Here is a 25,103-nt window from a genome sequence, read left to right as displayed (position 1 = left end):
AAAGATTTAATCTTTATTTTTAACATTATAAGTATTCGGAGATCCTAAAGATGGGCAAAATTATTGGTATTGACCTAGGGACAACAAACTCTTGTGTTGCTGTACTAGATGGTGGTAAAGCACGTGTAATTGAAAATGCTGAAGGCGATCGTACAACGCCATCAATCATTGCTTACACCGAAGAAGGCGAAACATTAGTTGGTCAACCAGCTAAGCGCCAGTCTGTGACTAACCCTAAAAACACCTTATTCGCTATTAAGCGCTTAATTGGTCGTCGCTTTGAAGATGAAGAAGTTCAACGCGATATTAAAATTATGCCATTTGGCATTGTTAAAGCTGACAACGGTGATGCTTGGGTTACGGCACGTGATAAAAATATCGCACCTCCACAAGTTTCTGCTGAAGTATTAGCAAAAATGAAAAAAACAGCCGAAGATTATTTAGGCGAAAAAGTAACTGAAGCAGTAATTACTGTTCCGGCTTACTTTAACGATTCACAACGTCAAGCAACTAAAGATGCAGGTCGTATTGCCGGTCTTGATGTTAAGCGCATTATCAACGAGCCAACGGCTGCTGCTCTTGCTTACGGCATGGACAAGCAAGAAGGCGACAAAGTTGTTGCGGTATACGATTTAGGCGGTGGTACATTTGATATCTCTATCATCGAAATTGATGAAGTTGAAGGCGAGCACACATTCGAAGTACTTGCGACAAACGGCGACACTCACTTAGGTGGTGAAGATTTTGATAACCGTTTAATCAATTACCTAGTCGCTGAATTCAAAAAAGATCAAGGCATGGACTTAACGCAAGATCCATTAGCAATGCAACGTTTGAAAGAAGCAGCTGAGAAAGCGAAATGTGAACTTTCTTCTGCACAACAAACAGACGTTAACTTACCGTACATCACTGCTGACGGTTCAGGCCCTAAGCACATGAACATCAAAGTAACACGTGCTAAGTTAGAGTCTTTAGTTGAAGACATGGTTAAAGCAACCCTAGAGCCGCTTAAACAAGCGCTTAAAGATGCAGACCTTTCAATCAGTGATGTAAACGATGTTATCTTGGTTGGTGGTCAAACACGTATGCCAATGGTACAAAAAGTTGTTACTGAATTTTTCGGTAAAGAGCCACGTAAAGATGTTAACCCTGATGAAGCTGTAGCTGCCGGCGCTGCGATTCAAGCGGGTGTACTTTCTGGTGATGTAACTGACGTACTTCTTTTAGATGTTACGCCATTATCATTAGGTATTGAGACTATGGGCGGCGTGATGACGAAAGTTATCGACAAAAACACCACTATCCCAACTAAGCAGTCTCAAACATTCTCAACGGCTGACGATAACCAAGCTGCTGTGACTGTACATGTTGTGCAAGGTGAGCGTAAGCAAGCTTCAGCAAACAAATCTTTAGGTCAGTTTAACCTTGAAGGTATTGACCCAGCACCACGTGGCACACCACAAATTGAAGTAACTTTCGATTTAGATGCTGATGGTATCTTGCACGTAACGGCAAAAGATAAGAACACTGGTAAAGAGCAAAAAATTACCATTAAAGCTTCTTCTGGTTTATCAGATGATGAAGTTGAACAAATGGTACGCGACGCAGAAGCAAATGCTGACGAAGATGCAAAATTTGAAGAGCTTGTTCAAGCGCGTAACCAAGCTGATGGCATGGTGCACGCAACACGTAAGCAAATTGAAGAAGCGGGTGACGACTTACCAAGCGAAGACAAAGAGAAAATTGAAGCAGCATTATCTGAACTTGAAGTTGCCCTTAAAGGTGATAGCAAAGAAGAAATTGATGCTAAATCTCAAGCCGTTATAGAAGCTTCAGCTAAGTTAATGGAAATTGCTCAAGCGAAAGCACAAGCACAAAATGGCGCACCTGAAGGAGAAGCTCCTGAAGCTGATTCAGCAGGCGGTGATGATGTTGTTGATGCTGAGTTTGAAGAGGTTAAAGACGACAAGTAGTTAATTGTTTGATTGTCTCTGTATCGCTCAATAGCAGCGTTGGACATGCTGACATACCTTTGTATGCTCCGCGTGTCTGTCTTGCTCTAGAACGATACAGTAACAATTTAAAGGTTAAACTTTGTTGTTGAGTTCAAACAATTAAAGCGTCGATAGCCATCGGCGCTTTATTATGTCAAATAGTAATGAAATGTTAGTTAATACACGATGGTAATTTGCTTGGATTTTTAATGTTTTAAAGCAGTTTTTTGAAGCGTCTAAGTAAGAAGTTAAACAAATTAGTATCCACCAATTTGAAGTAAAGAAATAAACCTATGTCAAAACGCGATTATTATGAAGTGCTAGGTGTGTCAAAAGATGCAGCTGAGCGCGATATCAAAAAAGCTTACAAACGTTTAGCAATGAAATATCACCCAGATAGAACACAAGGTGATAAATCAAAAGAAGAACAGTTTAAAGAAGTTAAAGAAGCTTATGAAATATTAAACGATGATCAAAAACGCGCGGCGTATGATCAATACGGTCATGCAGCGTTTGAACAAGGTGGCCATGGTGGCGGCGGTGGTTTTGGCGGTGGTCAGGACTTTGGCGATGCCTTTGGTGATATTTTTGGTGACATTTTTGGCGGCGGTGGTCGCGGTCGTGGCGGTCAATCTCGTCAACGTCGTGGCAGCGATTTACGCTACAATCTTGACCTTAGTCTTGAAGAAGCGGTTAAAGGTAAAACCTTAGAAATCAAAGTGCCTACCTTTGTCAGCTGTGAGCCTTGTGATGGCAGTGGCGCTAAAAAAGGCACCAGTGCAAAAACCTGTTCAACTTGTCATGGCCATGGTCAAGTGCAAATGCGTCAAGGGCTGTTTGCTGTACAACAAACTTGTCCAACATGCTCTGGTCAAGGTAAAGTTATTTCAGACCCTTGTACTTCATGTCGTGGTAAAGGTCGAGTTGAGAAGAATAAAACTTTATCGGTTAAGATCCCACCAGGTGTTGATACCGGCGATAGAATCCGCTTATCAGGTGAAGGTGAAGCGGGCGAGCATGGTGCACCAGCGGGTGACCTATATGTACAAGCCAATGTGCGTGAACATAAGATATTTGTTCGTGATGAAAACCATTTATATTGTGAAGTGCCTATTAGCTTCACAACGGCTGCGTTAGGCGGCGAAATTGAAGTACCGACACTTGAAGGTAAGGTTAAGCTGAAAATACCAAAAGAAACGCAAACGGGTAAAATGTTCCGTTTACGTGGCAAAGGTGTTAAATCAGTACGCAGCCATTCAACCGGTGATTTAATGTGTAAGGTTGTGATTGAAACGCCGGTAAGTTTATCAGGCGATCAAGCAGACTTATTGCGTCAGTTAGAAGAAAAAATGGGTAAAAGCACCAGTAAGCATAGTCCAAAAGAAACCGGATTTTTTGACGGTGTAAAAAAATTCTTCGATGATCTTAAAAGCTAAGCTAATTCGACAGTAACAGTACAATAAATCCCGCACTAGGCGGGATTTTTTATATTTGAACAAGCTATAAAATGAGGTGAGCTAACAAAATTGCTTCAACTCTATAGCTTTTATGCTTTGCTGAAAATTTCCCTCAGCTTATATATTGAGAACGTCTTTATGAAAAAATTGTTTATTGGTATTTTGGTTTTATTGAGCCAAATAAGTTTTGCTGAGGATGAAGTTAAAGAATTACCACCGATAGACCCAGCATATATGGGTATACATGGCATGGTGCTATTTACTCAAGGTTCTAGTGTTTATGCCTCACACATGCCGCTTTATCATAAGCCACATGACGTGCAATTGTTATATAAATTAGATAATAATGATTTAGCAGTATTGCAAACCATTAGAGATGGCGATCTTATCACGATTAAACCCAAGCCTTTTAACTTACAGCGTTTAATGCGTGGAGAGAAAATGGTGATTAATGTTGATTTATATGCCGGACATTTTGAGCGTGATGGCATGTTAGTTTATGAAAATATTCCGCTGACGTTTGAGCAACTACTTTATGTACGTACTTTTGGTGATATTAAGCCATCAAGTAATAAGCAAGCGTATGAAGTTGTACCATTAAGACAAAACTATAACCTGTATATTCATAAAATATTACAAGCTCCTAGTTATGATCACATTATAGGTATTGACCAAGAAGCGGGTTGTTTAGAGCACTTTAATACTTCCTCAGCGGTACCTAAACGTAGTGAACTGCAATATAAATTTTTGTACTGCGGTACGATGAAGCCTTTACATTTTGAAACTGAAGATTTTGCCAAGCCCTAAGTTTTGGAGATACTGAGGGCACTTGAAATTATCTTTTTAGGTTTCAACTTTATTCATCATCAAAGTTAGGCAGTACACCACTTCGACTATGCTCAAAAATGAGTGAAGTTTCTACTGTGGTGACTTCTTCGCGTGAAGTAATCGCATTGAATACGAATTGACGTAAGTGCTCACTGTCTTTTACCGACATGTGAATAAAGTAGTCGTAGCTTCCACCCATATGATACAAACTGATAATTTCAGGTAGCTTGAGTAGGTCGTCTCTGAGTTTATTGACAATTAATTCTGAATAAGGCTGTAACTTAATTGCCGCAATCGCTTCAATATTTCCACCAATACTTTTAAAGTTAATATCAATAAAAGCATTGTTTATAACGCCGTTATGCTTCATGCGTTTTACACGCTCTAAACAAGTAGAAGGAGCTATGCCAATCTGCGCTGCAAGATCTTTATTCGTGATATCCGCATCTTTATAGAGCAAGGTGAGAATACGTAAATCTATATCATCAAGTTTTTTCATTAATACCTTAGCCTGAGGTTAGCCCTCTTGGTTTTTTATCCATTAGATATTACACTTATTAAATCCAATATTACCAGTATATAGGTTATAAATATGAATTTTTTTCGATATTCATATACCTTTCCGAATTATTAGCATTTAGTGAAGAATTATAAATTTATGTCCTATTGAATTGTATAATAACTCAATGTGACATATTATGTCGTAATGGGTAAAATAAAAATGAGAAAAAATGATTATTAAAAGTATTAATGACTTCTTAAAACTAGAAGCAGCAAGTGGCATTATTCTGATGTTTGCAGCAGTAGCGGCGATGATTATTGCGAATTCACCGTTGATGACTTATTACGATATGTTGTTGAATATTCCCGTGCAAGTGTCAGTAGGAACGTTTGAAATAGCTAAACCACTTTTGTTATGGATTAACGATGGTTTGATGGCACTGTTTTTTTTCCTTGTGGGCTTAGAGCTAAAGCGAGAATTTCTCGAAGGTGATCTATCACAGCCAGGGCAAGTAACACTGCCTGCTATAGGTGCTTTTGGTGGTATGTTAGTACCAGCCTTATGTTATGTGGCATTTAATTATAATGATCCTAAAGCCGTTAATGGTTGGGCAATCCCAACTGCGACTGATATTGCCTTTGCTTTAGGTATTTTATCTATCATTGGTAGCAAGGTGCCGTTACAACTGAAAGTATTCTTAACGTCATTAGCTATATTTGATGATTTAGGCGCTATTATTGTTATCGCTTTGTTTTACACCGATCAACTATCGATGTTGTCTTTAATTTTTGCGAGCAGTGTTATCACCATTTTATTTATTATGAATAAACGTGGCGTAACGAATACCGCGCCTTATATTTTCCTAGGTATTGTGCTTTGGATAGCGGTATTAAAATCGGGTGTACACGCAACATTAGCCGGTGTGGTATTGGCATTTTTTATCCCGATTAAAGGTAAAGAAGGCGAGTCATCGCCACTCAAATCTTTAGAGCACAATTTACACTCATTAGTTGCTTTTATCGTTTTGCCGGTATTTGCGTTTGCCAATGCAGGGATAAGCTTTGCTGGTATCGGCATTGAGCAAGTTATGGCGCCTGTGCCACTAGGAATCATTGTCGGTTTAGTGGTTGGTAAACAACTTGGGGTGTTCGGTTTTTGTTTTATCGCTATCAAATTAGGCTGGGCTAACTTGCCGACTAATGTGAATTGGCGACTGCTTTATGGTGTCGCGATATTATGTGGCGTTGGCTTTACGATGAGTTTATTTATCGGTTCGCTAGCATTTGAACAAGATAATGGTGCAGCGCTTATTTATCAAGATAGATTAGGTATTGTTATCGGTTCAATCATATCGGGTATTTTGGGCTACTTTGTGATTAAAGGTGGTTTAGACAGTGTTGAAGATCATGACACGATAGAAAAATAAAAAATTTACAAATAAAAATAATAAAACTTACATAAGGTAAAAATTAGTCATGAACGTTGAAAAATTAAATATCCCAGTAAAGTCGATTATTATCGCCGCCGGAACTATTATTGCAGGCTTTAATTCTGTTTATACGGTTAATGAAGGTCATATTGGTATCGTTAAACGCTTTAGTGAAGCAAAAGAGCAGGTAAATCCAGGTTTGCATTTTAAGGTGCCTTTTATTGATAGTGTTGAAGAAATTGAAGTACGAACGCGTAAAAATGAAGAAAAAATGGCTTCTAGCACGAAAGAGCAAATGCCAGTAACTATTAGTGTTTCGGTAAACTGGACGGTTGATAAAACCGCGGCATTAGAGCTATTTCGTCAGTATGGTGGTTTAACGCAGTTTGAAAATAGAATATTAGACCCGCGTTTTAGATCGGCAACTAAAGACGTTATCCCTCAGTACGACGCAGAAAAGTTGATTCAGGATAGAGCCAGTGCCATTCAGGCGATTGAGGCTAATTTTATTGAAGAAATGAAAGGCTTTCCGGTTACCGTTGATAATATTCAAATAGAAAATATTAATCTACCGGCAAAGTATTTAACGTCAATTGAAACAAAGCAAACAGAAAAAAACCTAGCTGATGCAGAAAAACATAAATTAGCAAGGCAAAATCTTGAAGCTCAACGTGATGTTAACACCGCAAAAGCTAAGGCTGATGGTATTAAACTAGTGGCTATCGCCGAAGCTGAGTCTATCCGTATCAAAGGTTTAGCTGAAGCAGAAGCCATTACGGCGAAAGCTAAAGCTTTAGGTAATAATCCGCTTATTGTTAAGTTAACTGAAGCGCAAAACTGGGATGGTAAATTACCAGCGACAGTGCTTGGTAGTAGCAATATGCCAATTTTAGATATGCGAACCCCTACCAAATAACGTTGATTCGAACATAATCAATTTTAATTGTATTTTTAACGGCGATGTAGTCATCGCCGTTTTTTGTTTATCACTCATACGAAGTTTGTCGGTAACACCCTTTCAATGCTTTTGATGGTTTAATTGGAAATAAAGATACGGCTAAATGAATTCGGGTGGCATTCGTCTTGGCATTAATTTTTAATGATTAAGATATGCTTGCCACTTTGTTTCAGATATTAATAAGTGATGCTTAAAATCTTAAGGATGTTCGTTGAGTATTGGTTACCATATTACGAATTAATTAAATGATATCTAAGCACTCATTGAAAACGCTTCAAACTGCCTATTTCCTTTTGTATCATCATATATAAACCTAAGATGATTGCCTGTTACTGAGGTAATCGTTATACATGAGGAAATTTAAAACATGTCAGGAATAACTGAATTAGATGAATTATTGCGTGCTATGAGTCCTAAGTTATTGGATTCTGAGTTTGTATTTTGTACTGTAAAAGGTAAGTTAAATGACTATGTTGAGCTTGACCCTGTTGCGACATTTATTGAGTCAGAAGGTTTGACTTTAGTACTTGAAAAGTCAGTAGCAGAAAAAGCAGGTTTAGCGTTTGACGGTTCATTTAGCCAAATAACATTAACAGTACATTCAAGTTTAGAAGCTGTTGGTTTAACGGCAGCCGTTGCAACAAAACTTGCTTCTAAGGGAATAAGCGCTAATGTCATCGCGGCTTATTATCATGATCATGTATTCGTACAAACCAGTAAAGCGGGTGAGGCATTATCTGCGTTACAGGAGTTTAGTGCTTAACGTTGTTACTTTGCAGACAAATGAGCACTAATAAATGACTGTGTAGGGCGTTATTGATATAAAAAGTTATTGGGATTCAATGCTAATCAGTTGATGTCTGGCTTCTTAGTGTGTCAAAATCTTGCCTTTGTTGTCTAGCGGCTATTTTTATTTTATGTGTGTCTAAATTAACTTTGGATACTTATGGTTTTGGTTGGAATATGCACAAATGTACAGATTTAATTCAGCTATTTGATACGACTTTTTATGACAAGTACAATATACGGTTGGTTAAGGGGAATGATGAACCCATTTATCTGCCGAGTAATGAACAATGTGAATTTAACCAAATAGTTTTTGCCCATGGTTATTATGCTAGTGCCTTACATGAGATTTCTCATTGGTGCTTAGCTGGTGCAAGCCGACGATTATTAGAAGATTTTGGTTATTGGTATGTACCTGATGGCCGAGATCAAAGTCAGCAACAAGCCTTTGAACAAGTCGAAATTAAGCCACAAGCAATAGAGTGGGCGCTATGTGTTGCTGCAGGAAAGCGCTTCGATGTTTCTTCAGATAATCTGTTAGGTGATGGCGAGACTGATCGCTTTGCTTTTAAAGCGAAGGTTTTTCAGCAGGTGCTTGCCTATCTTGAGTCTGGCTTTCCAAATGATGCTGAAATATTTATTAAAGCTTTAACAAAATATTACCAAAATCCATGGCCGTTAAACTCAGAACACTTTCAATACCGGTGAGCTAATTACTGTGCAATTAACGAGATTAATTTATGAAACAATTTAAATTAGGTTTAGTGATCAATCCTATCGCAGGAATTGGTGGTAGTGTGGCATTAAAGGGTAGTGATGGTGTGGGTATTGCTGAACAAGCTATCGCGCTTGGGGCTACTGCGAAAGCTAATGCCAGAGCGTCATTAGCGCTAGAAATACTTTTACCTTATCAAGATAACCTCGTTATTTATACCGCTGCTGATGATATGGGAGAATGCGCAGCAAGAACATTAGGTTTTAATACGAAAGTGATATATCAACCTCAGCACAAAGTTACCACTGAGAATGATACTGAGCAGGCTGTGAAGGTACTTATCGATGAAAGTGTTGATTTATTGCTTTTTGCCGGTGGTGATGGCACCGCGCGGAATGTTTGCCATATTGTTGCTGATAAGTTCCCAGTGTTAGGTATTCCCGCCGGCTGTAAAATACATTCGGGTGTTTACGCTATTACCCCTAAAGCGGCTGGTCGAGTGGTTGAGTTGATGATAACTCATCAATTAGTCAGCTTAACCGATGCTGATGTTATGGATATTGACGAAAATTTATTTCGCAAAGGTATTGTAAAAGCAAAGCGCTTTGGTGAAATGCGAGTACCATCAGAGTTACGTTATATTCAAGCGGTAAAGTCAGGTGGTAAAGAATCTGATGAGCTAGTTTTACAAGATATTGCTGCTGATGTTATTGCTAAAATGGATGATGAACTCTTTATTATTGGTTCAGGCTCTACCACGGCTTTTCTGATGGAAGAGCTAGCACTTGAAAACACGTTGCTTGGCGTTGATGCTGTTTGTCATCAGACATTGCTTGCTAATGACTTAACTGAATCACAATTATGGCAATTAATTGCAGATTACTCTACAGAGCAAGTTAAGTTAGTTATTACACTCATAGGCGGGCAAGGCCACATCTTTGGTCGTGGTAATCAACAGTTAAGCTCACGGGTTATTCGTGCGATAGGTAAAGACAATATTATGATCATTGCCACGAAAGCAAAACTGAATGCTTTGCAAGCACGACCTTTAATTGTTGATACCGGTGACAGCGCTCTTGATATTGAATTATCAGGTTATCTGCCGGTTATTACCGGTTATAATGATCAAGTATTATATCCGGTTGTCAGTCCGCAATAATGTCAGACCGCAATAATAAAGAAGTAAACTACAAATATTTATATCAGGTTGAGTTGATAAACTTGACTAAATTAATTTGGAATTGAATATGCAATTTGAAAACCTTACCGCGCTATATCACTATTTAGATGAGCAAGTGGTACAAGATGTTAGTGCCGATGAACTTTTTGCCGGTAGCTATTTAAGAGGCTTTATTAGTTTAGCCAGTAGTGAGTATGGCGACGAGTCACAACCGCCAAGTCAGCAATTAGCCGATAATATTAGTGAAAAACTACAAGCAGCACGCACTGAGCTTAATCCGCATGACCGCCAAATAGTACAAGATTATTGGCAGCATTTACAACAAGCTTTTTCGGCTTAACAGCCTTTTAATTGACTTTACTGACAGCAGCCGCCGATTTTTAAGTGCCTGCTGTTTTGTCTTAAGCTCAAGCAAATTTACGACGAATGATATCGCGGATAACAAAGCGATTAGGTGCAAGATTAAATAACTGCTCATTATCGAGTGGATAAGGTGTACCACAAATATCAGCCGTTAAAACATCAGCCAATAATGGTGCAGTGCAAAGCCCTCGTGCACCTAAACCTGTCATCATATAAAGGTTTTTAATCATCGGGGCTTGCTGATTATAACGCCAGCGTTTGTCTTTACTCAGGTGTTGATATTGCGCTTTGTGAGCTTCAATATCTGGCATAGCACCAACCATTGGCATGTGATCGGGTGTCATGCAGCGTAAACGTGCTTTACTGCTAATAACATCACTGTTTTGCCATTGTGTTAAGCCGGGTAAGCACTTTTCGATCATATCAAGATTGAACTGGTCTTCTTCTGGTTTGCTGTCGCTATCAAAGCTATTTTTCTTGAATGTCGCCCCAATACAATGAAGGTTATTATTGGCTGGTGTTAAATAGCCTTTATGACAAATAACGGTTGATAGCTTGGCAATTTTTTCGTTACTAGCCATACTACTGACCTGACCGCGCACTGATGTTAGTGGTAATTGCTTGATCATATTCAGCGGAATACCTTGAGCGCCACCACAATAGATAAGTACATCGGTGAGGTAGTCTTTTTTCGAACTATGCAGTAGCCACTTACCGTCAGATTGCTGACTGATTTTATCGACTTTACAGCCAGTTTCTATGCGCAAGCGATTACTTGATTCTGCCGCCTTAAATATTTGTTTCACTAATTGCGCTGGCGCTACCCAACCGGCTTGAGGGAAAAATAAACCACCATTATTTAACCTTATACTTGCGTGATGACTGGCCTGAACTTTATCAATACTCTTAACTAAGCTTTTTGGCCACACAGCTGAGTTTGCTATGTGTTGTTGACGCAGCTCTAAGGCCGGTTTATATGATATTTCTAATAGCCCGCACCAATCGTGGTCAAAGTTAAAACCTTGCTCTTGAATAGCTTTATAATAGTCTACCGCTTGCTCGAAAGCGCGTTGATAAAATAGACTTATATCGTCAGCCTGTTGATGGATCAAAGGGTAAATTGCGCCAATATTATTACTGGATGCACCTTGAGCGACGCTGAAGTCCTGGCAATATACCGTTACTTTGACGCCGCTTTTTGTTAACGCATAAGCGGCACATGCTGATGCTATACCACCGCCAATAATACTGACATGTTGAGGCTTAGCAATAATTGCTCGTTGTTGATAGCCTTTCCCCGAGTTGGGGTTTTGCTGAAATACTGCGCTCAGTAGTTCATTTTTTTTGCCTACGGCTTGGCGTTTCTCGACCCGAAATCCAACCGCGATTAACTGGCGTCTTACTTTACCCGCAACGGTGAACGTGGTTAAAGTTGCTTGCTCTTTTGATAAGCGAGCGACTTGTTGAAAAAGTCCGGCATGCCACATTTCAGGGTTTTTTTCCGGTGAAAAGCCATCGAGAAACCAAGCGTCTACCAGTGCTTGGTTATGCGGTTTTTCTTTTGAGTTCAGTGATGCCAAGCCCTGCGTAGCGTCGTCAAATATCAACTGTAAGGTTACTGAACCATCAAGAAAGCTTAGGGTAATATTATTAGCTGGCGTTTCAGGGTATTGTTCGATCAGTTGTTGGCTAAAAAATGTTAGCTGTGGCAAAGCCTTTAAAGACTGTGTTAGCTGTACTTTTGATAGTGGATACTTTTCGACACTAATAAAGTGTAATTTGCTGGTTGTCGAATTACCTGTATCGTGCTGGTTTTGGCACTGCTTTAGCCGATGAAAAACTGCAAGTGTTAGGAGAAAGTTTAAACCGGTACCAAAACCAGTTTCTGCAATAACAAAATCTTCAGGATGTTTTGCTAATCTTGCGCTAATATTATTGCCATCAATAAATACGCACTCACTTTGGCTGGTGCCCTGATTAGTATCAAAATAAATATCATTAAATTGATGAGAATAAGGCGAACCGTCATTTTGAAAGCTAATATTTGTTTGATTAGTCACAATCTTTAATGTCTTTTAGTTGTTGTTAAGGCCAAAAAAAGGTTATTTTACCGCATATTACAGAGCTCTGTCATAAAAATGAAAATATTCAGTGTACAAGTGTACGCTGGACAGACCAGTATAGGGGGCAAAATTATGTATGATACGCCCAGATTTTTTAATTGAATATGGTTATTTAAATGAAACGTGTAGTTATCACCGGATTAGGCATTGTATCAAGTATTGGTAATGATGCAGAAGAAGTATTAGCGTCATTACAAACAGGACGTTCAGGTATCACTCGCTCTGAGAGCTTTGCAGAGAAAGGTTTACGTAGTCAAGTTTGGGGTAAGCCTGAAATTGAAGTCAAAGACCACATTGACCGTAAAGCCCTACGTTTTATGGGTGAAGCCTCAGCTTATGCTTATATCGCCATGGATCAAGCAATTAAAGATTCAAAACTTGCCCCTGAACAAGTGTCGAACTTCCGTACCGGTATTGTTGCTGGCTCTGGCGGTGCTTCTTCAGAAAACGTAGTTAATTCAGCAGATACCCTGCGTGAGAAAGGCGTTAAACGTGTCGGTCCCTATGCGGTACCTAAAACCATGTCGAGCACGATTTCGGCATGTTTAGCAACACCATTTAAAATTTTAGGCGTTAACTATTCTATTAGTTCTGCTTGTGCGACCAGTGCCCATTGTATTGGTCATGCGGCTGAATTGATTCAGTTAGGCAAACAAGACGTGGTATTTGCCGGCGGTGGTGAAGAAGTTCATTGGTCACTTGCTATGATGTTTGATGGCATGGGCGCGTTGTCGTCTAAATACAATGATACACCAGAGCAAGCCTCACGTACTTACGATGCAGACCGAGATGGTTTTGTTATTTCTGGTGGCGGCGGCATGGTGGTTGTTGAAGAGCTTGAACACGCATTAGCACGTGGCGCACATATTTATGCTGAAATTGTTGGTTACGGTGCAACGTCAGATGGTTACGATATGGTGGCTCCAAGTGGTGAAGGCGCTATTCGTTGTATGCAACAAGCTATGCAAGGTGTTGACGCGAAAGTAGATTACTTAAATACCCATGGTACTTCAACGCCAGTTGGCGATGTTAAAGAATTGGGAGCTATTCAAGCGGTATTTGGTGATAGCTCACCTGCTATCAGTGCCACAAAAGCGATGACAGGCCATGCTTTAGGCGCGGCTGGTGTGCATGAAGCTATTTTCTCATTATTGATGATGGAAAATAACTTTGTTGCGCCTTCGATTAATATCAATACCTTAGATGAAAAAGCTGAAGGTTTAGATATTGTCACTGAAAAGCGTGATATGGAGCTTAACTTAGTAATGTCAAACAGCTTTGGTTTTGGCGGTACGAATGCTACTTTGGTGATGCAAAAATATAAAGCTTAATGCATTGCATGATTAATTTTTGCTATGAATAAGTCACTAAGTGATTAAATTTGTTCTACTCAAAAGCCGCTAACTAGCGGCTTTTTATATTCAGGACGAATAGTATGACGTGTTCACATGGCCATCCTTAGCTTCACGGCATTAATACTTCCGTGTATGTTGATGTGAGAAAGCGTCGATATTCAGGCCTTTCCTAGCCATTCATGGCTTCAAGGCATCCGTGCCTGTCGCCTTTTTTAGCGCTCTCGGCAAATGTCGCTGATATTACTTTAATGCTGTTCATTTCGAAAAAACAGTATGACGACATTAATGTATCCATAGATGGTGGATGAAAATATGCCATTATTTAAACTCATAGGCATCTATGGCTAAAGTATTAGATAAACGAGCTAAATAACCCAGTAAGCGATATTCTTTTTATCGCTGAACTTAGTTACAATGCCCATCTTGTCTGTTATTGATTATGTATGCTCATCATGCCTCATTGTATTATTGAATATTCTGCAAAAATTACCGAAACCTTGCCGGTTGAACAATTAACACACGCTGTTTATAAAGGTGCCAATCAAAGCGAACTATTTAGCGCTAGCGATATTAAAGTGCGTGCATGCGCTTATGATGACTTTTATTTACCCGGAGCAGAACAAGTGTTCGTTCATGTAAATTTAAAAATATTATCAGGACGTGATTTGTCGCAACGAAAAAGTTTGACTACAAGTGTTAGCAATCAACTTGAGCGTTTAGGCATTGAGAACGCAGTTATTACGGTTGAAGTGACGACTATTGAAAAAGAAAGTTATGTTAAGAAAATCACCTTGAGTGCGTAATAGATTTTCTTAGAGCTAATTCGGGAAACTTCAAATGAATATTTTTTATGACGAAAATATGCCGTTTGCGGCAGAGTTCTTTGCTGATTTAGGCGTATTGACGGCATTTTCTGGCCGTAACTTATCAGCAGTAGATGTAAGTGCTGCCGATGTGTTGCTGGTGCGTTCAATTACCCAAGTAAATGAAATATTGTTACAGAAAAATAAAAGCTTAAACTTTGTTGGCACCGCTACCATAGGTGTTGATCATATAGATCAAGATTACTTAACTTCCCGAGCGATTAATTTTCATGCTGCTCCGGGTTGTAATGCTGTTTCTGTTGCCGAGTACGTACTCAGTGCCATGGTGGTGTTAGCCGAACGATACCTACTAACACTATCTGAATTAACGGTAGGTATCGTTGGTGCGGGTAATACCGGCTCTCGATTAAGCGAAAAATTAAGTGCTTTAAATATTAAACATGTCTTGTGTGATCCTTTGTTAGCAGAAAAATCAACAGATAAGCGAGATTTTGTTGCACTTGAACAGGCTTTAAACTGCGATGTGGTGTCGTTACATGTGCCGTTAACACGTGAAGGTAAACATGCGACCTACCATTTGTTAGATGCTGCACGTTTAAAGCTATTGCGCGACAAACAAATATTGATTAATGCTTGCCGTGGTGAGGTTATCGACAATTCGGCTTTATTGGCCTTGAAACAAAAGGGCCATGCTTTAAAGCTTGTGCTTGATGTTTGGGAGAATGAACCTAATATTCTGACTGACTTGATAGCTTATTGTGAAATCAGCACGGCACATATTGCTGGTTATAGCTTAGAAGGAAAAGCTCGTGGCACTGAAATACTCTATCGGGCATTATGTCAACAGCTCGATATTATGCCAAATAAACAGCTTACTGACTTTTTACCGGTACCAGCTATTAGCAAGGTTGAAATTAAACATAAATTTGATGAAATACTGCTAAACCAGTTGGTAAAAATGGTATACGATGTCAGACGAGACGATGCAATTTTTCGTCAACAAATTAGTATTCAAGGATTTGACCATATTCGTAAAACTTACCCGACTCGCCGGGAGTTTTCTGCGATAACCGTCGACTTGGATCACGCGTTGAGCTCAGATGTGCCACATCAGCTTGGCTTCAATAAAAAAACTGGATAAAAGAGAGAGGATCATGGCACAGAAATTTGATGTTTGCGTACTAGGTGCAACAGGTTTAGTAGGTAAAACAATTATTGAAATATTAGAACAACGTGATTTTCCGATAAATAAACTCTACCCGCTAGCAAGCGCTCGTTCAGCTGGTGAATTTATTGAGTTTAATGGTGAAAGCATTGAAGTTTTAGATGCTGATAACTTTGACTGGAGCCAAGCGCAAATTGGTTTCTTTTCAGCAGGTGGTGCTACGTCAGCAAAGTATGCACCAATAGCCGGTGATGCCGGTTGTATTGTTATTGATAATACCTCAGAATTTCGCTATGACGCGGATATACCATTAGTGGTCCCCGAAGTTAATCCGCAAGCACTTGCGGAGTATCGTAACCGTAATATTATTGCTAACCCGAATTGTTCGACCATTCAAATGATGGTGGCATTAAAACCGATTTATGATGCTGTTGGTATCTCAAGAGTGAATGTAAGCACTTATCAATCGGTTTCTGGTGGTGGTAAAGCGGCAATGGATGAATTAGCAAAACAAACTGCTGATTTATTATGTGGCAAGCCTGTTGAGTCAAAAAACTTTTCTCGTCAAATCGCTTTTAATGTTATTCCACAAATTGATGTATTTCTTGAAAATGGTTACACCAAAGAAGAAATGAAAATGGTATGGGAAACGCAGAAAATACTCGGTGATGATACTGTGCTTGTCAACCCAACCGCGGTACGAGTGCCGGTATTTTTCGGTCATGGTGAATCATTACATATTGAAACTAAGTCTCCTATTTCAGCTGAAGAAGTTAAAGAACTATTGAGTAATTCACCGGGCTTAGTGGTTTGCCATAATGACGAAGACTTCCCAACACAAATTAGCGATGCTAGTGGTAAAGATGAAACCTTTGTTGGTCGAATTCGCGAAGATATTAGCCACAATAGTGGTATTAATATGTGGATCGTTGCAGATAATGTTCGCAAGGGTGCTGCAACTAATAGTGTGCAAATTGCAGAGTTATTAATCAAAGATCATCTTTCTGAGTATTAATCACTGTTAAACCACCGATTTATTAAAGAAAAATGAAAACCCGTCGTTATAATAAGCGACGGGTTTTTTGTTTTGTTTTATGGTTAATTTAGCTTATATTAAATTAACCATATGCTAAATATCGTCACGGTAATTTGATAACATAGTGAAAAGCTAGTAAGTATTTAACCAAGCTCATAAAAGTAATTATTAATAATTGGAATAATCTTTGCTTTACAATCTCCTGACTTGGCCCCGTCAATGTATTGGCGAATCATTATTATAAATAGGAAGTTTTTAATGCAACAATTTTTACGCCTGTGCCTATGGCAGGTACTTATTATTAGCATTAGCTGTTTTAGTATGCCTATTTCTGCTGAAGATGGCGGTATACGTATCCGTGGTCCAAAATCAACTGATGCCTTTCCTTATGACCGTTATGGTCCCATTACTGGCAATGATACCTTATGGAATATCGCGTTAAAAGTACGCCCTGATCCTCGCTTATCAGTTTATCAAGTCATGCAAGCATTATTTGAAAACAACCCGGACTCTTTTAAAGACAGCAACTTGAATCATATGATCAACGGCCAGTATTTAAAGATCCCGTCAATAGAAGTAATGCGAGCAATCAGTACTGCCAATGCGCAGCAAAAATCACGTAGCGATGATAAAGCATGGCAAAAGAAAGTGGTCAAAGTTGTCGCTAAAAAAGTGAGACCACCAGAAGAAGCATCGGTTAATAAAAAAGATTTAGATGCAGCAAAATCAGAAATCAACGTTCAATTAAAAGCCATTGATAACACCCAACAACAACGTCTAGCGACGATTCAAAATGATGTTTTAGATTCTATCGATGGCTTACAAAGTTTATTAAAAGAAAATGAAGCATTACGCCAGCGCTTAGGCAGTTTTAATGAACAGCTTGATGTTATGCAAAGTGAAGTCGCAAAGAGCAAAGAAATTAAAATCCAGATGGACAGCATGATCGCGCTGCAACAGGAATTATTAGCAAAAGCAGAAGCTAGAGAGCAGGCATTATTACTAGAAAAACAAAAAGCAGAACTCGAAGACAGCAGTTTTATGTCGAGTACTTGGTTTGTTGCGTTAATGGCCACCTTACCTGCATTATTGCTACTGTCTTTAATTGCTATTTTATTACGACGCAGATCAAACAAAGACAATGATGTAAGTGTTGTGGCAGCTAAAAAAGAAAAGGTTACTGAATCTGAACCTGAAGCTAAAGTAGCGGCAACAGCAGAGCAAGATAGTGTAGATAATGAATTATTGTTAGAAGATGAGGTCTCTTTAGATAGTGAACTCTCGCTTGATGACGAGCTATCGATAGATTTATCTGAAGTAGATGATGAGCATGATGATTTATTTTCTGATGACTTAGGTTCACTCGATGATGAGTTACTCGATGATGACGTAATTCAACTTGACGATGAGCTTGCTGATTTGGATGATCTTGAGGACATTTCTTTAGATGATGATTTGGAAACACTCTCGTTAGATGAAGATATTGTTGAGAGTGATGCTTTAGAGGGCGGCCAATTAGATCAAAGTGATTTAGACTCTTTGTTTGCCGGTTTAGAGGATGAAACCAGTACCAACGATGACACGATTGATATACTTGACAGTGATCTTGTTGAACAAGGCGATTTAGACGGCCTGTTGTCTGAAAATGAATTAGTAACAAGTGAAAATACAGATCTACTTAACAAACCTGAAGATATTGATGCCCTGTTAAATGCCGCAGATGAAGCAAATAATGATGTTTCAGATCCCGATGATATTGATGCACTGCTAGATGCAGTAGTCGCAGAAAATAACGATGTTTCAGACCCTGATGACATCGATGCCCTGTTAGATGCTGCAGTTGAAGAAAATCACGATGTTTCAGACCCTGATGATATTGATGCCCTGTTAGATGCCGCAGCTGAAGAAAATAACAATGTTTCAGACCCTGATGATATTGATGCTCTGTTAGATGCCGCAGTTGAAGAAAATAACAATGTTTCAGACCCCGATGATATTGATGCGCTATTAGCATCGATAAATACTGAAAATGATACGCCAGAGCCAGAAACAACGTCAGCCAAAGACCCTGATCCCGAAGCTAATGTTGATGTTTCAGACCCCGATGATATTGATGCGCTGTTAGCATCGATAAATGCTGAAAATGATACGCCAGAGCCAGAAGCAACGTCAGCCAAAGACCCTGATGCCGAAGCTAATGTTGATGTTTCAGACCCCGATGATATTGATGCGCTGTTAGCATCGATAAATGCTGAAAATGATACGCCAGAGCCAGAAACAACGTCAGCTAAAGACCCTGATGTCGAAGCTAATGTTGATGTTTCAGACCCCGATGATATTGATGCGCTGTTAGATTCAATAAATGGTGCAGATGATGCAGCAGAGCCAGAAACAACGTCAGCCAAAGACCCTGATGCCGAAGCTAATGTTGATGTTTCAGACCCGGATGATATTGATGCGCTGTTAGCATCGATAAATGCTGAAAATGATACGCCAGAGCCAGAAACAACGTCAGCTAAAGACCCTGATGCCGAAGCTAATGTTGATGTCTCAGACCCCGATGATATTGATGCGCTGTTAGATTCAATAAATGGTGCAGATGATGCAGCAGAGCCAGAAACAACGTCAGCCAAAGACCCTGATGCCGAAGCTAATGTTGATGTTTCAGACCCGGATGATATTGATGCGCTGTTAGCATCGATAAATGCTGAAAATGATACGCCAGAGCCAGAAACAACGTCAGCTAAAGACCCTGATGCCGAAGCTAATGTTGATGTCTCAGACCCCGATGATATTGATGCGCTGTTAGATTCAATAAATGCTGAAGATGATGCACCAGAGCCAGAAGCAACGTCAGCCAAAGGTGCTGCAGTGGAAGATATTAGTGAGACAGATAGTGAAAGCCGCGATGATGAAAGCACTGAGGATGAAAATACCCAGCTTATTAATAATTTTAGTGATGAATATGTAAAGTCGTTTATTGATGCCGACTTTAGTGAACTTTTAAATGAATTTGTTGATGAGGCTGAAACTAGTGCTGCAGCAGATAGCATTGGTGAAGTGGACGAAAATGAAGGGATTTCAGACGATTTTGATATTGATGCATTAATTGATGAAGTTAATGATACTCCCCAAGTTGATGATGAAGCAGAGCTAGATATTGGCGATGACTTACTCAGTACCGAAATCACAGATGATGAATTATTAAGTGAAGATGATGAAAGCGAATCATTAGAAAATAAAACTGCTGATATTGATGATGAAACGTTACAAGCCCTATCGGGTGATTTTGATGAATCAACTTTATCGCAGCTATTAAATGACGAAAAAGAAGTGGATTCTACGGTAGAGCTGTCACCAGACTTTACCGACAGTAATGTCTTAGCTGACTTATTAGCTGAAGACAGTTATGTAGCTCAACAAGCTAAAGGAAATAAAGAAGAAGTAGATGGTATCAAAGAGCTTGATAACTTAGATTTTGATGATTTATTGGCGAATATTGAAGAAGAAACCAGTACCTCTAGTAACGATGAATTTGAATTTAACGAAAACTTTGAGATAGGTGATGATTTCGATAGCGATATTGTCGATGATATTAAGTTAGATGGCAGTGACTTAACTAACGAGAATGATGAAAGAGATTTTATTTCTGTCGATTCTTTATTATCGGATAGTTTATTAGATGGCAAGCCCACTGAACCTTATGAGAAAATGAATATTGACGTTGGGCTTGGTGAATTCCCAGAGTTTTCAGGTAATATTAGCGAAGATGATATTGACGATGATGACAATGGTATTGCAGCTAAGCTGGATTTAGCGAAGGTCTATCTTGAAATCGGTGATAACGAGAATGCCGAAGTTATTCTCCTTGATGTTGTTAAACAAGGCGATGCGCAGCAACAATTTGATGCTCAACAATTATTAGATAATATAAAGTAGTTCACTTTAAGCTTTATTAAAAAAGGCGGCAAATTGCCGCCTTTTTAATGCATTTTTATTATTATTTAATAGTCGCTTGGTAAAAAAGCTTAAAATAATGGATAATGCCATCACCTTAGCAGTGGAGGATAAAATGCGTTACGCTTTAGGCATAGAATACGACGGTAGTAATTACTATGGTTGGCAAAGACAAAAGAACGTTATCAGTGTGCAAGAGTCACTAGAAAAGGCGTTATCTAAAATAGCCAATGAGCCAATTGAGGTGGTATGCGCAGGTCGAACAGATACCGGTGTTAATGCGACTAATCAGGTTGTTCATTTTGAAACAGATAAAGTGCGAAAAGATGTGGCATGGACGTTAGGAGTTAATACTAATTTACCGAAAGACATTGCGGTATCATGGGTGAAAGAGGTCAATGAAGACTTTCATGCGCGCTTTAGCGCAACCGCTAGGCGTTATCGTTATATTATTAATAACAGTCGTTTACGCTCGGCTATTTTAAGTTCAGGTATCAGCTTTTGCCATTACCCGCTTAATGAAAATTTAATGCACCAAGCTGCACAATATTTAGTTGGCCGTCATGACTTTACCTCGTTTAGAACCGTGCATTGTCAATCGCATTCCCCGATACGTACGTTATATCATTGTAATGTTTCTCGCCAAGGTGAGTTTGTTATTATTGATGTCAAAGGTAATGCGTTTTTACATCATATGGTAAGAAATATTGCCGGTAGTTTGATGAAGGTTGGTCACGAACTAAAACCAGTGAGTTGGATTGATGAAGTACTAGAGGCAAAAAATCGTTGTGTTGCGGGTATAACAGCGCCGTCAGCTGGATTGTACTTTGTTGATGTTGATTACCCTGAAGAGTTTGCTATTCCAAAGCGTAGCCCAGGACCATTGTTTCTACTATAATCAGTGATAACAAAGAAAACAGACCAGTTTTTCCTATAATTGTATAGGTGTTCTATGGTCTAATTCAAAGTTATATATGTGAATAGTAAAATTTTATATTTAATGGTTGTATTTTGAACAATTATTGAATTTCTCGTGCATAGGCAAAAAATATATTATGAGCTGGATTGAAAAAATTCTCCCGAAAGCAAAGTCGACACAAAAAAGAAATATTCCGGAAGGTGTTTGGAGTAAGTGTACTAGCTGTAACGCGGTTCTATATAAAATTGAGTTAGACCGACAAATGTCGGTTTGTCCAAAGTGTGATCATCATATGCGAATTTCTGCGCGTAAACGTATTGATGGTTTTCTTGATCAAGGCGAGCGTGTCGAGTTAGGTGAAGAGTTTGAAGCACAAGACATTCTTAAGTTTAAAGACTCTAAACGTTATAAAGATCGTATTTCTGCAGCACAAAAAAGTACCGGTGAGAAGGATGCTTTAGTCGTTATGAGAGGTGAACTTCATGGGCAACCGATCGTCGTTGCAGCATTTGAGTTTGCTTTTTTAGGTGGCTCTATGGCTTCGGTTGTTGGTGCTCGTTTTGTTAAAGGCGTTGAATATTGCTTAGAACATAATATACCGTTTGTATGCTTTTCAGCCAGTGGTGGTGCACGCATGCAAGAAGCGCTATTTTCATTAATGCAAATGGCAAAAACCAGTGCCGCGTTAGCAAAAATGAGTGAAAAAGGCCTACCATACGTCTCAGTATTAACTGATCCAACTATGGGTGGCGTTTCGGCCAGTTTAGCAATGTTAGGTGATATTAATGTTGCTGAGCCTAAAGCTTTGATTGGTTTTGCTGGCCCACGTGTTATCGAACAAACCGTGCGTGAAAAGTTACCTGAAGGTTTTCAGCGCAGTGAGTTCTTGAAAGAAAAAGGCGCGATAGACTTAATTGTTGATCGTCGTGAAATGCGTAGCACTTTAGCGCGTATGCTTGCAAAGTTTATGGGACAAGATAGCCCAGCACCATAACGGTAAACTCATGTCAAAAATGATTAAAGGCCATTCATTTAAGAGCAATCTTACTGAATGGCTTTCTTATTTAGAAAGTATTCACTCAGTCGAAATTGATCTTGGCTTAGCACGTATCAATACTGTAGCAAAAAAACTCAATATTGATTTTACGCACTCAACAGTGATAACCGTGGCCGGCACCAACGGTAAAGGTACAACCTGTGCATTTTTAGAAAATGCTTTTTTAGCCCAGAGCCTAACCTGTTCGGTTTATTCTTCACCTCATATTGAGCGCTTTAATGAGCGTTTGCGGATTAACCGTTGTGAGGTTGATGATAATGCCTTAGTTAGTGCCTTTGAAACCATAGAAAGCGCCCGTGGTGATATTACGTTAACGTATTATGAATACACAACGTTAGCGGCCTTGCTTGTGTTAATGGCTGAACAACCTGATGTTATTATTCTAGAGGTTGGTTTGGGTGGACGCTTAGATGCAACCAATATTATTGACGCTGATATTGCGGTAATTACCACTATTGACTTAGATCATCAGGCATTTTTAGGTGATACGCGAGAGGCTATTGGCTTTGAGAAAGCAGGCATTATGCGAAGTAATACGCCTGTGGTTATTGGCGATGTAACGCCGCCTAAATCATTAGCAGTTCACGCTGATAATATTGCCGCTAAGGCATTTTTTCGTGAGCAAAGTTTTACAACTAAGTTGGCTGATGACAACGCTAGTTGGTCTTGGTCTAGTGATAAAAATAATTTCTCGGCGCTAAGTACTTGCCACATTCCACAAGATAATGTCGTAACGGCTATTATGGTGCTAGAGCTTTTGGCGGATAAACTCAGCTTATTGCTCACTAGCCAGTTTTTAAATCAGATTATCGCCGAAACTAAAGTAGCCGGAAGAATGGAGAGGTTCACGCTTGACGGTGATATTATTTTAGATGTTGGTCATAACCCACAAGCGGCACGATACTTAGCGAAAAAGTTGCGTGAGCTAAACTATCCTAAAGTGCATGCAGTGTTAGGGATGCTTGTTGATAAAGACATTAGCAATACCGTGTCAGCGCTTTTAGCTGAAGTTGATCATTGGTACTTAGGCACACTCGATGTGGCTAGAGGTTGTAAAGCAGAAAACATCGCTAAGCAGATGTTAATAAACCCGAGTAAGATGAATTGTTTTGACAATGTCTCTCAGGCATTTAAAATGGCTAAACATAATGCAAAAGCAACTGATCTTGTTCTGGTTTTCGGATCCTTTTACACCGTTGCTGAAATAAGGCGTTTATTAGTTTAGCAAAGTTTGGAGTCTAATTTGTCTACACCGTTTCAAAATCGCTTAGTGGGTACTATTATTGTTGCTGCTGTCGCGATTATATTTTTGCCTGATGTACTTGATGGTGATAAAAAAACCTATCAAGATAACTTTGAAACGATCCCTAAAGCGCCTCAGGTAGATTTTCCATTAGCGAATAAAGAGTTTCCACAAGCAAAGCTAGCCGATTTACCTAAGGAAAGCATTTCTGATGATGTTGCGCTAGATAGTGCTATTGATGCCAGTAAAGCATTGAGTGAAAAGGGGGTAACTGTCTCCACTTTGGCTAAAGAGTCGGCATTTACAGTCCCCCCAACCGAAGTTATAACAAAAAAATCTGCTGATATTGCGGTAAAAAAAGCACCGAGTACCGCAGTACCTAAACAAGCTTGGGTTATTCAATTGGGCAGCTTTCGCCATCAAAATAATGTTGACGATCTGGTTAGTAAATTAAAAAAAGCAGGCTATACGGCCTTTACTAAACCGATTAAAACCAAAAATGGTAAGTTGACCAAGGTTTTTGTCGGTCCTGAATTAATGAAATCATCTTTAGAAGAAAAGCTTCCTGCTTTGAAAAAGTTGACTAATGTGCAAGGAAAAGTTGCCCGTTTTTACCCGACTAAATAATAAAATCATTAGCAAACTCTATCGGCCTTCTGGTAGAATGCGCGCCTCTAATCAATGAGAATATTCGATTTATGGTTTGGATAGATTATGCCATTTTGGCTGTCATTGGCATTTCAGCTTTAATTAGCTTAGTGCGGGGCTTTGTCAAAGAAGCTGTTTCCTTAATTGTCTGGATCAGTGCCTTTTTTGTCGCAAGTAGTTTCTATATGAACTTGTCGACTCTACTTACCAATATTTCCGATCAGCTGCTGCGTAATGCTGCCTCGATTGCTATTTTATTTATCACCACGTTAATTTTAGGTGCGCTCGTTAACTACATTATTGGTCAACTTGTGAGTAAAACTGGCTTGTCGGGTACTGACAGAATGCTCGGTATCGTATTTGGTGCTTTAAGAGGCATTTTGATCACTGCGGCGGTATTGTTTTTTATGGATGCATTTACTCCTGCTTCCTCGCGGATATGGTGGCAGAATTCTCAATTGATTCCAGAATTTACATTAATAGTTGAATGGTTTTTTGAGTACCTCAAACAATCATCAAGTTTTTTAGCTTAGTATTTAAACTTAGTTCGTCGGAGAGTAAGTT

Annotated in this window: 21 protein-coding genes; 19 read left to right on the top strand and 2 right to left on the bottom strand. The window is 39.3% G+C overall.

Features of this window, described 5'->3' with window-relative positions; translation table 11 throughout:
• Nucleotides 1-50: 50 nt before the first annotated feature.
• The 3 genes from dnaK to FGD67_RS06210 all read left to right on the top strand — a co-directional run bounded on the left by dnaK (nt 51) and on the right by FGD67_RS06210 (nt 4,258).
• Nucleotides 51-1,973 carry a molecular chaperone DnaK gene (gene dnaK / locus FGD67_RS06220; protein WP_257174181.1) on the top strand — a complete coding sequence of 641 codons (1,923 nt, stop codon included), beginning with the start codon at nt 51-53 and terminating at the stop codon, nt 1,971-1,973.
• A gap of 314 nt (nt 1,974-2,287) precedes the next feature.
• Nucleotides 2,288-3,430, top strand: a complete 1,143-nt coding sequence (gene dnaJ / locus FGD67_RS06215; RefSeq protein WP_257174180.1) for a molecular chaperone DnaJ — start codon at nt 2,288-2,290, stop codon at nt 3,428-3,430.
• 159 nt (nt 3,431-3,589) lie between these two features.
• On the top strand, nt 3,590-4,258 hold the full coding sequence (locus tag FGD67_RS06210) for a hypothetical protein (RefSeq protein WP_257174179.1): 669 nt from the start codon (nt 3,590-3,592) through the stop codon (nt 4,256-4,258).
• Between the two features lie 49 nt (nt 4,259-4,307).
• Here FGD67_RS06210 and FGD67_RS06205 read toward each other — a convergent pair whose 3' ends face one another.
• Nucleotides 4,308-4,778, bottom strand: coding sequence for an Lrp/AsnC family transcriptional regulator (locus FGD67_RS06205; protein WP_257174178.1), 471 nt, complete (start codon nt 4,776-4,778; stop codon nt 4,308-4,310).
• Between the two features lie 232 nt (nt 4,779-5,010).
• Here FGD67_RS06205 and nhaA point away from each other — a divergent pair, with 232 nt between their 5' ends.
• The 6 genes from nhaA (at nt 5,011) to FGD67_RS06175 (ending at nt 10,189) form a co-directional block, all read left to right on the top strand.
• Entirely contained in the window at nt 5,011-6,207 is a 1,197-nt protein-coding gene (gene nhaA / locus FGD67_RS06200; protein ID WP_257174177.1) for a Na+/H+ antiporter NhaA, read from the top strand.
• A 49-nt stretch (nt 6,208-6,256) separates the two neighbouring features.
• Entirely contained in the window at nt 6,257-7,126 is an 870-nt protein-coding gene (locus tag FGD67_RS06195) for a prohibitin family protein (RefSeq protein ID WP_257174176.1), read from the top strand.
• A 409-nt stretch (nt 7,127-7,535) separates the two neighbouring features.
• Nucleotides 7,536-7,931 (top strand): ACT domain-containing protein, encoded by a 396-nt coding sequence (locus tag FGD67_RS06190; protein WP_257174175.1) that lies wholly within the window; start codon nt 7,536-7,538, stop codon nt 7,929-7,931.
• 200 nt (nt 7,932-8,131) lie between these two features.
• Nucleotides 8,132-8,662 carry an elongation factor P hydroxylase gene (locus FGD67_RS06185; RefSeq protein WP_257174174.1) on the top strand — a complete coding sequence of 177 codons (531 nt, stop codon included), beginning with the start codon at nt 8,132-8,134 and terminating at the stop codon, nt 8,660-8,662.
• A 32-nt stretch (nt 8,663-8,694) separates the two neighbouring features.
• Nucleotides 8,695-9,828 (top strand): ATP-NAD kinase family protein, encoded by a 1,134-nt coding sequence (locus FGD67_RS06180; protein WP_257174173.1) that lies wholly within the window; start codon nt 8,695-8,697, stop codon nt 9,826-9,828.
• Between the two features lie 88 nt (nt 9,829-9,916).
• The gene (locus tag FGD67_RS06175) at nt 9,917-10,189 is read left to right on the top strand and encodes a YfcL family protein (protein WP_257174172.1); all 273 of its coding nucleotides are present in this window, start codon (nt 9,917-9,919) and stop codon (nt 10,187-10,189) included.
• Between the two features lie 67 nt (nt 10,190-10,256).
• Here FGD67_RS06175 and mnmC read toward each other — a convergent pair whose 3' ends face one another.
• On the bottom strand, nt 10,257-12,272 hold the full coding sequence (gene mnmC / locus FGD67_RS06170; protein WP_257174171.1) for a bifunctional tRNA (5-methylaminomethyl-2-thiouridine)(34)-methyltransferase MnmD/FAD-dependent 5-carboxymethylaminomethyl-2-thiouridine(34) oxidoreductase MnmC: 2,016 nt from the start codon (nt 12,270-12,272) through the stop codon (nt 10,257-10,259).
• 179 nt (nt 12,273-12,451) lie between these two features.
• On the opposite strand from mnmC, the gene fabB reads away from it, so the two are divergent.
• The 10 genes from fabB to FGD67_RS06120 all read left to right on the top strand — a co-directional run bounded on the left by fabB (nt 12,452) and on the right by FGD67_RS06120 (nt 25,072).
• A complete protein-coding gene (gene fabB / locus FGD67_RS06165; protein WP_257174170.1) occupies nt 12,452-13,666 on the top strand; it encodes a beta-ketoacyl-ACP synthase I in 1,215 nt (404 codons plus the stop codon).
• A gap of 476 nt (nt 13,667-14,142) precedes the next feature.
• Nucleotides 14,143-14,493: a 5-carboxymethyl-2-hydroxymuconate Delta-isomerase gene (locus FGD67_RS06160; RefSeq protein WP_257174169.1), complete on the top strand. Its 351-nt coding sequence runs from the start codon at nt 14,143-14,145 to the stop codon at nt 14,491-14,493.
• Between the two features lie 34 nt (nt 14,494-14,527).
• A complete protein-coding gene (locus FGD67_RS06155) occupies nt 14,528-15,655 on the top strand; it encodes a 4-phosphoerythronate dehydrogenase (protein ID WP_257174168.1) in 1,128 nt (375 codons plus the stop codon).
• A 13-nt stretch (nt 15,656-15,668) separates the two neighbouring features.
• Nucleotides 15,669-16,694: an aspartate-semialdehyde dehydrogenase gene (locus FGD67_RS06150; RefSeq protein WP_257174167.1), complete on the top strand. Its 1,026-nt coding sequence runs from the start codon at nt 15,669-15,671 to the stop codon at nt 16,692-16,694.
• Nucleotides 16,695-16,973: 279 nt separating this feature from the next.
• On the top strand, nt 16,974-20,654 hold the full coding sequence (locus tag FGD67_RS06145; protein WP_257174166.1) for a FimV/HubP family polar landmark protein: 3,681 nt from the start codon (nt 16,974-16,976) through the stop codon (nt 20,652-20,654).
• Between the two features lie 133 nt (nt 20,655-20,787).
• The gene (gene truA / locus FGD67_RS06140; protein WP_257175081.1) at nt 20,788-21,570 is read left to right on the top strand and encodes a tRNA pseudouridine(38-40) synthase TruA; all 783 of its coding nucleotides are present in this window, start codon (nt 20,788-20,790) and stop codon (nt 21,568-21,570) included.
• Nucleotides 21,571-21,727: 157 nt separating this feature from the next.
• A complete protein-coding gene (gene accD, locus FGD67_RS06135) occupies nt 21,728-22,585 on the top strand; it encodes an acetyl-CoA carboxylase, carboxyltransferase subunit beta (protein WP_257174165.1) in 858 nt (285 codons plus the stop codon).
• A 10-nt stretch (nt 22,586-22,595) separates the two neighbouring features.
• The gene (gene folC / locus FGD67_RS06130) at nt 22,596-23,873 is read left to right on the top strand and encodes a bifunctional tetrahydrofolate synthase/dihydrofolate synthase (RefSeq protein WP_257174164.1); all 1,278 of its coding nucleotides are present in this window, start codon (nt 22,596-22,598) and stop codon (nt 23,871-23,873) included.
• A gap of 18 nt (nt 23,874-23,891) precedes the next feature.
• A complete protein-coding gene (locus FGD67_RS06125) occupies nt 23,892-24,518 on the top strand; it encodes an SPOR domain-containing protein (RefSeq protein WP_257174163.1) in 627 nt (208 codons plus the stop codon).
• A 71-nt stretch (nt 24,519-24,589) separates the two neighbouring features.
• Nucleotides 24,590-25,072: a CvpA family protein gene (locus FGD67_RS06120; protein ID WP_257174162.1), complete on the top strand. Its 483-nt coding sequence runs from the start codon at nt 24,590-24,592 to the stop codon at nt 25,070-25,072.
• Nucleotides 25,073-25,103 lie beyond the last annotated feature (31 nt).

The sequence above is a fragment of the Colwellia sp. M166 genome, from assembly GCF_024585285.1.
Taxonomy (GTDB): Bacteria; Pseudomonadota; Gammaproteobacteria; order Enterobacterales; family Alteromonadaceae; genus Cognaticolwellia.
Note: the sequence above shows the minus strand (reverse complement) of the source record. Positions and strands in the feature narration are given on the sequence as shown.